This window comes from Enorma burkinafasonensis (assembly GCF_902150035.1).
Lineage (GTDB): Bacteria > Actinomycetota > Coriobacteriia > Coriobacteriales > Coriobacteriaceae > Enorma > Enorma burkinafasonensis.
On the sequence record NZ_LR597504.1, the window covers coordinates 1 to 14706 of the forward strand.

General features: G+C 67.4%; 12 protein-coding genes. 4 read left to right on the forward strand and 8 right to left on the reverse strand.

Annotation, left to right across the window (positions count from 1 at the left end; translation table 11 throughout):
• Window positions 1–18: 18 nt before the first annotated feature.
• From glpK to prfA, 4 genes are all read right to left on the reverse strand, one after another.
• On the reverse strand, window positions 19–1560 hold the full coding sequence (gene glpK / locus FS885_RS03340; RefSeq protein WP_144743597.1) for a glycerol kinase GlpK: 1542 nt from the start codon (window positions 1558–1560) through the stop codon (window positions 19–21).
• Between the two features lie 13 nt (window positions 1561–1573).
• Window positions 1574–2323, reverse strand: coding sequence for an L-threonylcarbamoyladenylate synthase (locus FS885_RS03345; RefSeq protein ID WP_144743598.1), 750 nt, complete (start codon window positions 2321–2323; stop codon window positions 1574–1576).
• A gap of 161 nt (window positions 2324–2484) precedes the next feature.
• Window positions 2485–3606: a N5-glutamine methyltransferase family protein gene (locus tag FS885_RS03350; RefSeq protein WP_144743599.1), complete on the reverse strand. Its 1122-nt coding sequence runs from the start codon at window positions 3604–3606 to the stop codon at window positions 2485–2487.
• 247 nt (window positions 3607–3853) lie between these two features.
• Window positions 3854–4921, reverse strand: coding sequence for a peptide chain release factor 1 (gene prfA, locus FS885_RS03355; RefSeq protein WP_144743600.1), 1068 nt, complete (start codon window positions 4919–4921; stop codon window positions 3854–3856).
• 379 nt (window positions 4922–5300) lie between these two features.
• On the opposite strand from prfA, the gene FS885_RS03360 reads away from it, so the two are divergent.
• Window positions 5301–5807 (forward strand): low molecular weight protein-tyrosine-phosphatase, encoded by a 507-nt coding sequence (locus tag FS885_RS03360; protein WP_144743601.1) that lies wholly within the window; start codon window positions 5301–5303, stop codon window positions 5805–5807.
• Window positions 5808–6014: 207 nt separating this feature from the next.
• On the opposite strand, the gene FS885_RS03365 is transcribed toward FS885_RS03360, so the two are convergent.
• From FS885_RS03365 to FS885_RS03380, 4 genes are all read right to left on the reverse strand, one after another.
• Window positions 6015–6899 (reverse strand): aldose 1-epimerase family protein, encoded by an 885-nt coding sequence (locus FS885_RS03365; protein WP_144743602.1) that lies wholly within the window; start codon window positions 6897–6899, stop codon window positions 6015–6017.
• Window positions 6900–7026: 127 nt separating this feature from the next.
• Window positions 7027–7779 carry an amino acid ABC transporter ATP-binding protein gene (locus tag FS885_RS03370; RefSeq protein ID WP_281281376.1) on the reverse strand — a complete coding sequence of 251 codons (753 nt, stop codon included), beginning with the start codon at window positions 7777–7779 and terminating at the stop codon, window positions 7027–7029.
• A 3-nt stretch (window positions 7780–7782) separates the two neighbouring features.
• Window positions 7783–8997: an amino acid ABC transporter permease gene (locus tag FS885_RS03375; RefSeq protein ID WP_144743603.1), complete on the reverse strand. Its 1215-nt coding sequence runs from the start codon at window positions 8995–8997 to the stop codon at window positions 7783–7785.
• Window positions 8998–9026: 29 nt separating this feature from the next.
• On the reverse strand, window positions 9027–9854 hold the full coding sequence (locus FS885_RS03380) for a transporter substrate-binding domain-containing protein (RefSeq protein WP_144743604.1): 828 nt from the start codon (window positions 9852–9854) through the stop codon (window positions 9027–9029).
• Between the two features lie 458 nt (window positions 9855–10312).
• Here FS885_RS03380 and FS885_RS03390 point away from each other — a divergent pair, with 458 nt between their 5' ends.
• Genes FS885_RS03390 through FS885_RS03400 form a run of 3 tightly spaced genes read left to right on the forward strand, consistent with a single transcriptional unit; the run spans window position 10313 to window position 14566 of the window.
• A complete protein-coding gene (locus tag FS885_RS03390; RefSeq protein ID WP_144743605.1) occupies window positions 10313–10810 on the forward strand; it encodes a MarR family winged helix-turn-helix transcriptional regulator in 498 nt (165 codons plus the stop codon).
• Window positions 10807–12609, forward strand: a complete 1803-nt coding sequence (locus FS885_RS03395; RefSeq protein ID WP_144743606.1) for an ABC transporter ATP-binding protein — start codon at window positions 10807–10809, stop codon at window positions 12607–12609. Before FS885_RS03390 ends, FS885_RS03395 begins: the two co-directional genes overlap by 4 nt.
• Window positions 12599–14566, forward strand: coding sequence for an ABC transporter ATP-binding protein (locus FS885_RS03400; RefSeq protein WP_144743607.1), 1968 nt, complete (start codon window positions 12599–12601; stop codon window positions 14564–14566). The genes FS885_RS03395 and FS885_RS03400 overlap by 11 nt, the downstream gene beginning before the upstream one ends.
• Window positions 14567–14706: the final 140 nt, after the last annotated feature.

The following is a 14706-nucleotide window of genomic DNA, read 5'->3' on the forward strand; positions in this document are numbered from 1 at the left end:
GGTCGGGGGCGAGCGGGCCTACGCGTGGACCGTGCGGGCGCGGTCCACGGCGGCATGCCAGCCGGCGAGGCACGCCGCGCGGCACTCGTCGGCCATCGCCGGCTCGAAACGCTTCGCGACGTCGCGGTTCTGCCTGATCTCCTCGCGGTCCTCCCAGAAGCCCACGGCAAGGCCGGCGAGGTAAGCGGCGCCGAGCGCCGTCGTCTCGACCGAGGCGGACTGGATGACGGGGATCCCCAGCAGGTCCGCCTGGAACTGCATGATGAAGTCGTTGCGCGAGGCGCCCCCGTCGACGCTCAGCTCCTCGAGGCGCACACCGGCGTCGGCCTCCATCGCGCGGAGCACGTCGAAGCTCTGGTACGCCATGGACTCGCAGGCGGCACGGACGATACTCGCGCGGTCGGAGGCGCCCGTGAGGCCGCAGATGAGCCCCTGCGCAGTGGGGTCCCACCACGGCGCGCCCAGGCCGCTGAACGCCGGCACCAGGTAGCAGCCGCCGTTATCCTCGCGCGAGCGCGCGATGTCGGCGGTCTCGGACGCCTTCGAGATGATGCCCAGCTTGTCGCGGAGCCACTGGATGACCGACCCCGCGTGGAAGATCGACCCCTCGAGGGCGTAGCTCACCGTGCCGCCCTCCGCGATGCCGATGGTCGAGACCAGGCCGTTTCTCGACTCGACCACGGTGTCGCCCGTGTTCATGAGCAAAAAGCAACCGGTGCCGTAGGTGTTCTTGGCCTGGCCGGGATCGAAGCAGCAGTGCCCGAACAGCGACGCCTGCTGGTCGCCCGCCACGCCGGCGATGAGCGGCGCGTGCGTCATGACCTCGTGCGAGATGCGGCCGTACTCGCACGAGCTGCTCCGGACCTCGGGCAGCATGCACCGCGGGATGTCGAGGAGCTCGAGCAGCTCGTCGTCCCAGGTGCAGGTATGGATGTTGAAGAGCATCGTGCGGCTCGCGTTGGTGTAGTCGGTCGCGAAGACCGCGCCGCCCGTGAGGTTGTAGATGAGCCAGGTGTCGACCGTGCCGAACATGAGGCGGCCCGCCTCGGCGAGCTCGCGGGCGCCGCTCACGTTGTCGAGGATCCAGGCAAGCTTGGTGGCCGAGAAGTAGGCGTCGGGCGTGAGGCCGGTCTTCTGGCGGATGAGGTCGGTGCAGCCCTCGTCGACGAGGCGCTGGGCGAGCGGGGCGGTGCGGCGGCACTGCCAGCCGATGGCGTTGTAGATGGGCTGGCCGCTGTCGCGGTCCCAGACGATGGTGGTCTCGCGCTGGTTGGAGATGCCCACCGCGGCGATGCTGTCGGAATGGATGCCGCTCTTGAACTGGACCTCCATCATGACCGCGATCTGCGAGGCCAGGATCTCCATCGGGTCCTGCTCGACCCAGCCCGGCTCGGGGTAGGTGCACTTGAGCGAGCGCGACGACTGCGCGACGATGCAGCCGTACTCGTCGACGATGACGGCGCGCACCGACGTGGTGCCGCTGTCGAGCGCCATGATGTACGACCCGCCGAACGAGTACACGTTGTCCACCAGGTTGAGGTCCTTCAAGGAGAGCGCCATCGTTTCCCGCTTTCTAGTAGGTATCCCGCGCGCGTCGCGTCTGGGCGGCGAGCGCGGAGCGCGCGACGCGCTCGAGGTCTTCGATCGGTAGGGCGCCGCGGCGGATGACCTTGAACGTCCCGTCCACGCACGACACGATGGTCGAGGCGTCGCGGCACGGGGTCGCGCCCGCGTCGAGGGCCACGTCGACGCCGTCCAAGACCGCCTCCTCGACATCGGCGAAGGCAGCGGGCGCCGGCGCCCCGTGGGTGTTCGCGCTCGTGCAGGCGAGCGGGCAGCCGCACGCCCTGATGAGGGCCTGCACCGCCGGCGAGGCCGATGCCCTGAGCGCGACGGTGCCGTCGGCCGCCTGCATGTAGGCGGGCACGGAGGGCTTGGCGCGCACGATGAGCGTGAGCGCACCAGGCCAGAACGCCTCGGCGAGCGCACGGGTCGCGGGATCGACGTCGATGCCGTAGCTATCGAGGCTCGAGGCGTCTGCGACGAGCCACGGCACGGTCTGGGCGAGGTCGCGCCGCTTCACCGTGAAGATCCGCCGGTAGCCCGTCGCGGGGGCGGGCAGGGCGGCGCCGTTGACGCGCGGGGCCCGGGGCGCGGCGTCCATCTCAACCTGTCCGTCGACCAGGGGGCCGACCGCGGCGGCGAGCCCGTAGACGGTCTCGGTCGGGATGAGCGCGAGGCCTCCCGCGGCGAGCTCGCGCGCGACCTCCTGTATCGCGAGGCCGGAGGGAATCCCCTCCCCTATGCGGTATATCGTCTGCATCGCGCGCGGCGCACCCTTCCGAAAATCCGTTCCCTATGGCTGAGCGTTCGAAGTATTCTCTCACGGCTCCAGGCGTTTTCGCCCCGCGGCGGCAGGCGAGGCCGCAGACGGGGATATGTCTCCGGTGGAAGGGGTGTTGTGTGGCGGAAACGTGATGCGCGCTACAGGCGCGCGGGCGTGCGCGCCAGCACGAAGCGCGAGCGGCCCGTCAGGTCGGGCATGATCTCGACCTCATCCATACCGGCCTGGCGGCAGAGCGCCGCGGCGGCCTCGAGGGAGTCCTCGAAGAGCTCGCAGGCGAAAAGCGCCCCGGGTTTGAGCATGGCGGGCGCCGCCGCGAGCAGGCGACGGAACACGTTGAGGCCGTCGGCACCCCCGTCGAGCGCGAGGTCGGGCTCGTGCTTGCCCACCTCATCGGGCAGCGTGCCCATCACCGAGGTGGGGATGTAGGGCGGGTTGGACACGAGCGCGTCGAACGTGCCCGCTTCCTCGGCGGTCACCGGCGCGACGAGGTCGCCGAGCCTGAAGTCGACCGTTTCGGGGTCGATGCCCAGCTGGGCACGGTTGCGCTCGGCGAGGGAGACCGCCCGCTCGCTGATGTCGGTGGCGATGCAGCGGACGCGCCCGGGGCGCTCGGACGCGAGCGCGAGCGAGATGCAGCCCGTTCCGCAACCGACCTCGAGCACGCGGACCTCGGCCGGGGCGATGGCGTCGTCCTCTCGGGTCATCTCGTCCTGCGCGACGGATTGCGCATCGTCCGTATCCGGGGCGGCCGGCGCGTCCCCCTCCGGGGCGACGTCTTCGCCGGCATCCGCGGCGCCCTCCGCCCCGGCCTCCGCCGCCGCGGCGGCGCGCTCGGCCTCGCGGGCCCGCTCGACCTCGGCGTTCCACGGGAGCTCGGTGCGCTCGCGCGCGGGCTTGGCCATATCCGGGATCGTGCGCGCCAGGCGGTCGAGCACGAGCTCCACGAGCATCTCGGTCTCGGGGCGGGGGATCAGCACGCCCGGCTCGCAGGCGACCGTGAGCGACCTGAAGGGCGCCTCGCCGATGATGTACTGCAGCGGCTCGCCCTTGGCGCGGCGCACGACCCCATCGTGCATGAAGGCGAGCTCCTCGGGCGTGAGGGGCCTATCGAAGCTCGTGTATATGCCCACGCGGTCAAGGCCGGTCGCCGCCCCCATGAGCCAGTCCGCCGAGACGCGGGGGTGCTCCACCCCCTTGCTCGCCAAGAACTCGACCGTCCACTTGATGCACCGCTCGATCGTCCAGGTCTCGTCAGCCATGTCGGCCCCTTCCTCGCTGCGCTGGCGGGCGCGCCTTCCGTGCCACCATGGTCGCGGTCCCATCCAACGGGAATGCCGCGTCATCTGACCCAGACCTCTCCGAAACCAAACGGGGCGCTTCCCCCTATCTGGCCGGCGCAGGTGAGGGCATCCGCTGTGTGGCATGCGGTGCGCACGGCCCGCGGGAGCCGGCGGCAAAACTCGTCAATATCCCACAAATCGCGCGCGGTCCCGCCGCGCCCGGCCCTTAGACCGCCTGGGCGAGCTTCTCCGCGCGGTCGGCGGCGGCGAGCGCGTCGATCACGGTGCCCAGCTGATCGCCCAGAAGCACGCCGTTGTAGGTGGAGTTGAAGCCGATACGGTGGTCGGTCACGCGGTCCTGCGGCTGGTTGTAGGTGCGGATCTTCTCGGAGCGGTTGCCGTGGCCGATCTGGCTCTGGCGCTCGGCGCCGAGCTCCGCCTGCTGCTTCTCGAGCTCCATCTCGTACAGACGGGCGCGCAGCATCTGCATGCAGACCTCGCGGTTCTGGATCTGCGAGCGCTGCTCCTGGGACTGCACCACGGTGTTGGTGGGCAGGTGGGTGATGCGCACCGCGGAGTACGTGGTGTTCACGCACTGGCCGCCGGGGCCGGACGCGCAGTAGGTGTCGATGCGCAGGTCGGACTGGTCGATGTGGATGTCGATCTCGTCGGCCTCGGGCAGCACGGCGACCGTCGCCGTCGAGGTCTGGATGCGGCCCTGGCTCTCGGTCTTGGGCACGCGCTGCACGCGGTGCACGCCGCTCTCGTACTTCATGACGGAGTAGACCTTGTCGCCCGAGACCTTGAACTCGATGGACTTGAAGCCGCCGGCATCCGACGGGCTCGAGTCGAGCACCTCCATCTTCCAGCCCTTGGCCTCGATGAAGTGCTGGTACATCTTGAACAGGTCGCCCGCGAAGATGGCCGCCTCGTCGCCGCCGGCGGCGGAACGGATCTCGACGATGGTGTTCTTCTCGTCCATGGGGTCGCCGGGGATGAGCAGGAACTTGATGTCCTCCTCGAGCTGGGGCAGCTTGGCCTCGTTCTCGGAGATATCGGCCTGCAGCAGCTCCTTCTCGTCGACGTCGGACGCCTCGCGCAGCATCTCCTTAGCGGCCTCGATGTCGTCGAGGGCACCCAGGTACTCGCGGGCCTTCGCGATGAGTTCGGACTGGTGCGCGTACTCCTTGTTAAGGCGCGTGAACTCCTTGATGTCGGAGGCGACGGACGGGTCGGAGAGCTTCTTCTCGAGCTCCTCGTAGGCGGCGATGAGTTTCTCTAGCTTGTCGCGCATGATGGTTCCTTCTCTTGGGGGCGCAGCGCGCCGGGTTCGACAGGTGAGGGGCCGGGCGGCGCGGTGCCGCTCGACGGGTGATGGCGGGGTGTCCCCCAGCTAGAGCATATCGAACCGAGAATACATGCGCGTCCTTTCTTCCGGCACTTAATCATACCCGGAGCGGCGGGACGGGCAAGCGGCAAGGCGCCGCCGGGGCATCTCCCCACATGTTCACCTCAGACGCGCGCGGCGATTCCCGGCCGGGCACCCGCGCCCGCGACACATCGAGACGCCCGTACCGGGCCGTGGCGGCGCCGTTTCCCCGCCTACCGAAGACGGCTATGATATGAGCCGACTTGCTACCGGTAACTTAAGTATTAGTAAAGGCTTGGATTCCATGCACCGCATCCTCTTCGTCTGCCATGGCAATATATGCCGCTCCACCATGGCCCAGTCCGTCATGGCCGAACTCGTCCGCCGCGCCGGGCGCGAAGCCGAGTTCGAGATCGACTCCGCAGCCGCCACGCGCGAGGCGCTCGGCTGCACGCCGCACCATGGGACCGTCGCGGAGCTCGGGCGGCGCGGGGTGCCGGTCGTCCCCCATCGCGCCCGCCAGATCCAGGCGGACGAGTACGCGGACTGGGACCTCATCATCGGGATGGACGATGAGAACATGGACGACCTGGAGCGCATCCTGCGCCGGAGCCCCGCATGGCGGCTCGACGGCGGCGCGCGCGTGCGCAAGCTGCTCTCGTTCGTCGGGGACGGGGCGCTCGACCCCGCCCCGCGCGATAGGGCCGGCCGCGTGCGCGACGTGGCCGACCCCTGGTACACCGGTGACTTCGACGCCACCTACCGCGATGTGCTCGCCGGCTGCGAGGCGCTGCTCGCCGAGCTCTCGTAGCGCCGGTCGCAGTACGGAAAGCGTTAAGTGCACCAAAAACAACGTTGGGTGCAAACTCCCTGGGGATTCTCGGGCAGCGTTTCCGAATTCCCCTGCGGGTTTGCACCCAACGCGTTTTGGACTGCACCTAACTTGGAAAGCAAAGCGCAAAGCGGAGCTCGCGCCCAGCCCGCAAAAGCTCGCCGCGGCGTCCTGCCGGGCGCGCCGCTACAGCAGCGTCACCGTGAACGAGCGCTCGTCCACCGCGCCGGGCTCGAGCAGCGTGATGTCGCGCTTGTGCTCGAAGACGTCGTCCTCGCTCGTGAGCGTCGAGTGACCCGTCCAGGGCTCGAGCGCGACGAACGGCGCGTCGCCGGCGGCGGACCAGATGCCGATGTACTTGAAGCCGGCGAAGTCGATCTTCACGCCGTGGCCGGAGACGCGGCTGCGCAGCGTGAGCGTGCTACCCGGCACGTCGGTGAGCATCACGGCGTCGTCGGCGAAGAGCTCGTGGGTGATGGGCAGCACGTCGGCGTCGTCGATGACCGTGGCGGCGGTGTCGTAGGTGAGCAGGCCGCCCTCGGCGATCTTGGGCGCGATGCACGTCCACGGCTCCTCGAACGCGAGCTCGTAGTCGGCGAAGCGCTCGTTGGCGGTGCCCGGCGCCGGCACGTTGAACGCGGGATGTCCGCCCACGGAGAAGGGCAGCACCACGTCGCCGGTGTTCTCCACGCGGAAGGTCTGGGTGAGGCTCGCCGGCCCGGTGAGCGCATAGGTCATGTTGAGCTTGAACGCGTACGGGTAGGCGGCGCGCGTCTCGGCGGAGTCCGTGAGCTCGAGGGTCACCGCGTCGGCGCGCTCATCGACCACGCGGTGCTCGTAGTCGCGCGCAAGGCCGTGGCGGCCGAACGCGACCGGGCCCTCGGCGGACACGGCCTTGCCGTCGCGGATGGACCCCACGATGGGGAAGAGGATCGGCGCCTGCTTGGCCCACCAGCGCGGGTCCGCCTGCCATAGGTACTCGTTGCCGTCCAGGCTGAGGCTTGTGAGCTGGGCGCCGAGATGGTCGATGGCGGCCGAGAGGCCCCCGCGGGAGATGGTCGTGGTGGACATGCGGACTCCTTAGAACGTATGGCTTGCGGCGGGCGGCGGGGCCCGCATGTCCCATCGTAGCGCTCCGGGGCACCGCGCCCCGCGACGCCTCGGCGACCGGGCCGGATGGGCCCCGCGGGCGCCCGGCCTAGTCGTCGAGGTACCGGGAAAGGAACTCGCGGGTGCGCGCGTGCTCGGGCTCGGTGAACATCTTCTGCGGCGAGCCCTTCTCGGCGATCACGCCCCCGTCCATGAAGACCACCTCGTCCGAGACGTTCTTCGCGAACGACATCTCGTGCGTGACCACCACCATGGTCATGCCGCCGCGCGCGAGGTTGCGCATGACCTCGAGCACCTCGCCCACGATCTCGGGGTCGAGCGCGCTCGTGGGCTCGTCGAAGAGCATCAGGTCGGGGTTCATGCAGAGCGCCCGCGCGATGGCGACACGCTGCTTCTGCCCGCCCGAGAGCGTGCTCACCGACGCGTCGGCGAACTCGGCGAGGCCCACCGACTCCAGATGGCCGCGGGCGACGCGCTCCGCCTCGTCCTTCTGCATCTTCTTCAGGGTCACGGGCGCGAGCGTGCAGTTGTCGAGCACGTTCATGTTGTTGAAGAGGTTGAAGCCCTGGAACACCATGCCGATGCTCTCGCGCAGCTTGTTGACGTTCACGTGCGCCGCGGCGAGGTCCTCGCCGTGGAACCACACGTGCCCGGCGTCGGGCGTCTCGAGCAGGTTGATGCAGCGCAGAAGCGTCGACTTGCCCGAACCGCTGGGGCCGATCACCGTCACCACCTGGCCGGGCATGACCTCAAGGTCGATGTTGCGCAGCACCTCGTGGCTCCCGAACGACTTGCGCAGGCCCTCGATGCGCACCATGGGCTCCATCGTCGTATCCATCATGCTCTACGCCCCCATCGTGTCGGCGGCCGCGGCGGCGGCCTCGGTGTTCACCGTGGAATCTGACATGCCGGTGACCCCGGCCCCGCGCCCGCCCAGACGGCGCGACAGCTTGTTGAGCAGCCATGTCGCCACCATGGTGAGGACCAGGTAGGCAACCGCGGCGATCATGTTGGCCTGCAGCTGCTGCCAGTAGATGCCCGCGACGGTGTTCGTCGCGAACATGAGGTCGAAGGTGCCGATGACCGAGAGCACCGACGAGTCCTTGATGTTGATGACGAGCTCGTTGGAGAGGCCGGGAATCGCGAACTTGATGCCCTGCGGGAACACGACCTTGCGCATGGCCTGCCACTGGGAGAGGCCGAGCGAGCGTGCCGCCTCGGTCTGGCCCACGTCGACCGACTCGATGCCGCCGCGCAGCACCTCCATCATGTAGGCGGTCGAGTTGATGGAGATGGTCACGAGGCCCGCCGTGAAGGCCGACCAGACCGCGTTGACCTCGCTCGTCCCCATGCCGGAGCCGCGCAGGACGCCGATCACGCCGTAGTAGATGATGCCCGCCTGGACCATCATCGGCGTGCCGCGGATCACGGTGCTGTAGACCTTGGCGAACCAGGTGCCCACGATCTTGAGAAAGCGGACCAGGTCGTTATCGGGCCTGTCCACGGTCTGGATGCGGCAGAACACGAGCAGGAGCGCGAGGAAGAACGCGATCACGGTGCCGAGCACGGCGAGCTCGACGGTGGTCGCGATGCCCGTGAGGAACATGTCGCGGCCGTGCCAGAGCATGTAGAGGATGCTCTGGAGCGCGTCGGCGGGCCGGCTCTCGACCGTGGTGGCGACGGCCCACGCGGAGGCGAGCCCCATCGCGATGCGGTCGACGACGAGGACCGCCGTGATGGCCCACACGAGGTAGGACCCCCAGCGCAGGAGCCGGCGCACCGGCGGCCGCGTGAAGGGCGAGCGCTCGGCGTAGCGATCGCGGAGCGAGAGCTTCACGACCAGGGCGACAGCGCTCAGGCCGACCCATGCGGCGAGCAGCCAGTACATGACCACCTCGACCGGGTAGGCGTAGTACATGAAGCTGAACCAGGGACGCGGGCTGCTCGAGAGCAGCATGCCCAGGCAGGCGACGGCGCTCGTGGCGAGCAGGACGTAGCGGTGATCATCGAGCACGAAGGACGCGAGGCGACCCCGTCTCGAGGTAGCGGTGGTTGTCATGGAAAACCCCTTTGTTCGAAAAGGCCGGCCTAGGCGGGCTGGCGGTCCATGCAGGCCGTCCAGAGTTCCTGGCGCTCGTCGTCGGAGATCGTGGCGATGGCGTCGTTGATGCGCTCGAGGATCTCCGGCTGGCCCAGGGCGATCGCGGCGTTATCGGGCATGGGCGTGCCCTCGAAGCGGTCGGTCATGTCGAGCTGCACGAAGTTGGGGTACATCTCGAGGAGCTTGGGCACACTGAGCTCGGAATAGGTGATGGCGTCGCACGAGCCGCTCGCAAGGTTCTCCACGACGAGCGGGATCGTGTCCGCCGGCGTCATGTGCACGCAGCCGGGGATCTGCTCGATCACGTCGTCGTACATGGTCGACACCTGCCCCAGGATGTAGGCGCCCTTAAGGTCGGCGAACGTGGTCGCGCCCACGTAGGGCGAGTCGTCGCGCACGATGAGGGCGACGTCGTCATCGAGGTAGGAATCGGAGAAGTCGGCCGACTTGGCGCGCTCCTCGGTGACCGACATGCCCGCGCAGACGATGTCGATCTGACCGTTGTTCAAGGCGTCGATAAGGCCCGAGAAATCAAGCTTGACCGCCACGGGCTCCATGTCGAGCGCCTCGGCGATGACCTTGGCGACCTGGACGTCGTAGCCGTCGGCGTAGGCGCCCGAGACGTTCTCGATGGGGATGGTGAACTCGCTCGGCTCGGCGGTCTGCCAGTTGAACGGCGCGTATGCCGCCTCCATGCCGACACGGAGCGTGACGCCGTCGCCGAGCACGCCCGAAGATGCGCCGCCCGTGGCTTCCGGGGCCATGCCCACGCGCGCGTCGGGCGCCGCGGGGCCGCAACCGGGAAGTACGGCCATGCCTCCCATCCCTACGATGAAGCCCGAGAGCTTCAGCAATCTGCGCCGTGTGTATAGCGCAGGTCCGTCCTGCGAATCACGTGAGGTGGTTCCCATGGCTGTTCCTTCCTGTTGTTCAAACCCCTTCCGTACGCGCAACCGGAGGGGACCCATTCCCCTCCCCCTTGCAACCTAATGCGAGAAAGTTCCGCGTACATGCGGCATCATACACCGGACGTGCATACCATCTCAGGAGATTTACCGATTTGATACATTTTGGCCTTAACTAATCCTGATTATTTTTCCGGTCGATTCATCTATCGGTATATTCGGCCGACCCTGCGGGTTTACCGCACGGCCCTCCCGACACCGTTCCGTGAATCATTTGCAACCTAATGGTTCGGTACCTTGACACTGAGATCCACCGTAGTAATCTGCTTACGTTCACGAATCGCAACCGTATAGGGAAGGAGGGCTCCATGAGCATGCACGGGGACGACGACCCTTCGCACAGGCAGGGTCATGACGAGACGCCGGATGCGGGCGCGCCCGAGGTCGACGAGAGCGACCTGCTGGCGCGGCGCCTGATCGCGGGCCTCGGGTTCTGCGGGCACTACCTGCATTTCCATGGAGGCGGGCGCTCGGGCAAGGCGCCCATCATCTGCCTCATCGCCAAGCACGGCGGCGAGATGTCCCAGCAGGAGCTCGGCTCGTACTTCGAGCTCAAGCCGGGGTCGCTGTCGGAGGTGCTCGCCAAGATCGAGACCTCGGGCCTCATCGAGCGCACGCGCAACCCCGAGGACCGCAGGCAGCTCACCATCCGCCTCACCGAGAAGGGCCTCGAGGAGGCCGCACGCGACCAGGAGGGCCGCGACCGCTTCCGCCGGGAGGCGTTCGACAACCTCACCATCGAGGAGCGCGAGCAGCTCGCCGGCATCCTCGATAAGATCCGCAACCGTTGGGAGGAACTTGCATGATCAAAACGCTCATGGCGAGCATCCGTGAGTACCGCAAGGCCGCCATCGCGACGCCCATCATCGTGTTGGGCGAGGTCGTCATGGAGGTCGCGATCCCGTTCGTGACCGCACGGCTCATCAACACGATCCAGGCCGGGGCGACGCTCGGCGAGCTCATGCCCTACGCCGGCGTGCTCGTGTGCATGGCGCTCGCGTCGCTGGCCTTCGGCATCGGCGCCGGTATCACCTGTAGCCAGGCCAGCTGCGGCTTCGCGAAGAACCTGCGTCACGACGTCTTCGCCGCGGTGCAGCGCTTCAGCTTCGCCAACATCGACCAGTTCTCGAGCTCCTCGCTCGTGACGCGCCTCACCACGGACGTCACGAACGTGCAGCTCGCCTACATGATGATCATCCGCACCGCCGTGCGCTGCCCGATGCTGCTCATCTGCGGCATCATCATGGCGTTCATCATGGCAGGCCCCCTGGCCGTCGTGTTCGTGATCATCGTGCCCCTGCTCGGCTTCGGCCTCTTCAAGGTCGTGCGCACCGTGCACCCCATCTTCCGTGCCGTGTTCCGCAAGTACGATGCCCTGAACGAGTCCATCGAGGAGAACGTCACCGGCATGCGCGACGTGAAGAGCTACGTGCGCCAGGAGTACGAGAAGCAGAAGTTCGGCCGCGCGGCGCAGGACGTGTGCGCCGACTTCACCCGTGCCGAGAAGATCCTCGCCCTCAACAACCCCATGATGAACTTCTCCGTGAACACGGTGTTCGTCGTGGTCATCCAGTTCGGCAGCTACCTCATCATCACGAGCCGCGGCACCCTCATGAACGTCGGCCAGATGAGCGCCCTCACCACCTACGGCTTCATGATCCTCATGGCCCTCATGATGGTGTCGATGGTCTTCGCCATGATCACCATGGCGCAGGAGTCGGCCGAGCGCATCGTCGAGGTCATCGAGACCGAGCCCACCATCAAGAACCCGGAGCACCCGGTCACCTACATGAAGGACGGCTCGATCGACTTCGACAACGTGACGTTCAAGTACTCCGAGAAGGCCGAGCACCGCGCGCTCGCCGAGATCGACCTGCACATCGCAAGCGGCGAGACCCTCGGCATCATGGGCGGCACCGGTTCGGCCAAGACCTCGCTCGTGAACCTCATCAGCCGCCTGTACGACGTGACGGAGGGCTCCCTCAAGGTCGGCGGCGTGGACGTGCGCGACTACGACCTCGAGTACCTGCGCAACAACGTCGCCGTGGTGCTGCAGAAGAACGTGCTGTTCTCGGGCACCATCAAGGAGAACCTGCGCTGGGGCAAGGAGGACGCCACCGACGACGAGATCAAGGAGGTCTGCGAGCTCGCGCAGGCCGATGAGTTCGTCCAGGGCTTCCCCAAGAAGTACGACACCTACATCGAGCAGGGCGGCACGAACGTCTCCGGTGGCCAGAAGCAGCGCCTGTGCATCGCCCGCGCGCTGCTCAAGCACCCGAAGGTCCTCATCCTCGACGACTCGACGAGCGCCGTCGACACCAAGACCGACGCGCTCATCCGCGAGGGTCTGGCACAGTACCTGCCCGAGACCACCAAGATCATCATCGCGCAGCGCACGAGCTCCGTGGAGCACGCCGACCGCATCCTCGTGCTCGACAACGGCCACATCGCCGGGCTCGGCACGCACGATGAGCTCATGAAGACCTGCGACATCTACCGCGACACCTACGAGAGCCAGAACCGCATGAGCGAGGAGGCCGCTCCCGCAGAGGCCCCCGCGCAAGATGCCGCAACCCAGGAAGGAGGTGTCGCCGATGTCCGCTAATAACGCACGCGAACAGTACGAGGCCAACCGCCAGAACGTCGCCGGGCGCAGCAAGCAGCCGGCCAGGCGCACGGGCGCCCGCGGCAAGACGCTCATCCGCCTGCTGCGCACCCTGTTCTCGTTCTATCCCAAGCTCCTGCCGCTCGTCTTCTGCTGCCTGGTGGTCAACTCCATCCTCTCGGCCCTGCCCGCGACCTTCATGCAGCGGGCCCTCGAGATCGTGACCGCCACGTGGGAGTCGGGTGACTGGGCGAGCGCCGCCGGTCCCATCCACGGCATCGTGATCACCCTCATCTGCATCTACGCCGTGTCGCTCACGCTCAGCTTCACGTGGAACCGCGTCATGGCCGTCGTCACGCAGGGCTCGCTCGAGAAGTTCCGCGAGGAGGTCTTCGACCACATGCAGGACCTGCCCATCCGCTTCTTCGACACGCGCCAGCGCGGCGACATCATGAGCCACTACACCAACGACATCGACGCGCTGCGCCAGATGATCGGCCAGTCGCTGCCCAACATCACGCTCACGATCGTGACCTGCATCTCCGTGATCTGCGTCATGCTGTACTACAGCGTGTGGATGTGCATCATCATCGTGGCGGGCGTGCTGTTCATGTCGTATGTGACCAAGCAGCTCGGCGGCCGCTCCGCGAAGAACTTCGTGGCGCAGCAGCGCGAGATCGGCATCGTCGAGGGCCATGTCGAGGAGATCATGAACGGCCAGCGCGTCGTGAAGGTCTTCTGCCACGAGGACGCGGCGCAGGAGGACTTCGACGTGCGCAACGAGGCGCTCTTCCAGGCGGCCCGCGCGGCGAACATGTACTCCAACACGCTCGGCCCCATCCTCATGAACCTCGGCAACCTCATGTACGTGGTGGTCGCGGTCGTGGGCGGCGTGTTCATCGAGCTCGGCGTGCCCAACCTCTCGGTCTCCGGCCTCGCGTTCTCCATCGCGGTCACGGTGCCGTTCCTCAACATGACCAAGCAGTTCGCGGGCCAGATCGGCCAGATCTCGCAGCAGATCAACGCCGTGATCATGGGCCTCGCCGGCGCCGAGCGCATCTTCGAGCTCCTGGACGAGGAGCCCGAGACCGACGAGGGCTACGTGACGCTCGTCAACACCAAGATCGAGAACGGCGAGCTCGTCGAGGTCCCCGTGAGCCAGCACACCGGCCGCTGGGCCTGGAAGCACCCGCACCACGACGGCACGGTCGAGCTCGTGCCGCTCAAGGGCGACGTGCGCCTGAACCACGTCGACTTCGGCTACGAGCCCGGGCACACGGTGCTCCACGACGTGAGCGTGTGGGCCGAGCCCGGCCAGAAGATCGCCTTCGTGGGCGCCACCGGCGCGGGCAAGACGACGATCACGAACCTCATCAACCGCTTCTACGACATCGCCGACGGCAAGATCCGCTACGACGGCATCAACATCAACAAGATCAAGAAGGACGACCTGCGCCGCTCGCTCGGCATGGTGCTCCAGGACGTGAACCTGTTCACCGGCACCGTCATGGACAACATCCGCTACGGCCGGCTCGACGCCACGGACGAGGAGTGTATCGCCGCCGCGAAGCTCGCCGGAGCGCACGGCTTCATCGAGCGCCTGCCCGAGGGCTACCAGACGATGCTCACCGACAACGGCTCTAACCTCAGCCAGGGCCAGCGCCAGCTGCTCTCGATCTCGCGCGCCGCGGTGGCCGACCCGCCGGTCATGATCCTCGACGAGGCGACCTCGTCGATCGACACGCGCACCGAGGCGATCGTGCAGAAGGGCATGGACGCGCTCATGAACGGGCGCACCACGTTCGTCATCGCGCACCGTCTCTCCACCGTGCGCAACTCCGACGCGATCATCGTGCTCGACCACGGCCGCATCATCGAGCGCGGCAGCCACGACGAGCTCATCGCCAAGCGCGGCGTGTACTACCAGCTCTACACCGGCGCCTTCGAGTTGGAGTAGCCGAGCGCAAGCTACGGCACCCGCATAGGTCCGGACGCCAGGGGCTCGCATGCCAGCCATGCGGGCCCCTGTTCTTATGTCGGGCGCGCCTTCGACGGCGCCTCGTCACGCGCCCTCGCCGTGCCGACACCTCCTCGTCA